The sequence below is a fragment of the Arhodomonas sp. KWT genome, assembly GCF_010993615.1.
The window spans coordinates 1-1,075 of sequence record NZ_WNXE01000555.1 but is presented as its reverse complement, the minus strand read 5'-3'; the positions used below and the strand labels follow the sequence as shown (position 1 = coordinate 1,075).

Sequence of the window (1,075 nt, the reverse complement as noted above, 5' to 3'; positions counted from 1 at the left end):
TCCGGCGGCGGCGCACTCGCCGGCCCGGGCTCCCGTCGGGGGATGCCGGTGACGTATCGGGCTCGACCCCTGTGGGCTGCGGTCCCGGCCGCGGGGCGGGGCAGCCGTTACGGCGGCGGGCGCCCCAAGCAGTACGAGCGCCTCGCGGGGCGGGCCGTCCTCGACTGGAGCGTCTCGGCGCTGCTCGGCCTCGACGAGATCGCCGGCGTCGCGGTCGCACTGGCCGACGACGATGCGGACTGGGCGACGTTGGCCGTGGCCAGCGACCCCCGCGTGTACCGCTGCCGGGGCGGGCGTGAGCGCAGCGACTCCGTACGGGCCGCCCTGGAGGCGCTGCTCGCCGCCGGTGCCTCGCCGGATGACCGCGTGCTCGTCCACGACGCGGCGCGCCCGGCGGTCTCCACGGCGGCCCTGCAGCGACTGATCCAGCAGGCGGACCCCCGGGACGGCGGACTGCTGGCCCTCCCCGTCGCCGACACCCTCAAGCGCGGCGAGGCCGGGTACAGCACCGGCACTGTCGACCGCAGCGGCCTGTGGGCCGCACAGACGCCCCAGCTCTTTCCCCTGGGCGCCCTGCGTACTGCCCTGGAAGCGGCCGTGGCCGAGGGCGTCGTGCCCACCGATGAGGCCTCGGCGATGGAGCGTACCGGCGCGCACCCGGCGCTGGTGCCGGGGGAGCCCGGCAATATCAAGCTCACACGCACGGCGGACCGGGAGTTGCTGGCCGCCGTGCTCGCCGCCCGCCAGGAGGGGCGTGAAACATGAATCTGCGTATCGGCCAGGGTCTGGACGCTCACCGCTTCCGGGATGGCGGCCGCCTGGTGCTCGGCGGCGTCACCATCCCCCACGATCAGGGCCTGGAGGCGCATTCGGACGGCGACTGCCTGCTGCACGCCGTCACTGATGCGCTGTTCGGTGCCATCGGTGCGGGCGACATCGGCGGCCATTTCCCGGACGACGACCCGCGCTGGGCCGGCGCGGACAGCCGTGATCTGCTTCGCCACGCCGTGGCGCTAGCCGCGGCGGACGGGTGGCGGGCGGTCAACGTGGACGCCACGATCGTCGCCCAACGTCC

2 protein-coding genes are annotated in these 1,075 nt (G+C 75.2%); both read left to right on the top strand.

Going from position 1 to position 1,075, the window contains the following annotated elements; translation table 11 throughout:
• A partial coding sequence (gene ispD, locus G7A99_RS20680) for a 2-C-methyl-D-erythritol 4-phosphate cytidylyltransferase (RefSeq protein WP_371807649.1) occupies window positions 1–765 on the top strand: 765 nt, incomplete at its 5' end.
• Window positions 762–1,075 (top strand): 2-C-methyl-D-erythritol 2,4-cyclodiphosphate synthase (gene ispF / locus G7A99_RS20675; protein ID WP_163143758.1); only part of this gene is annotated, 314 nt, incomplete at its 3' end. The genes ispD and ispF, both read left to right, overlap by 4 nt.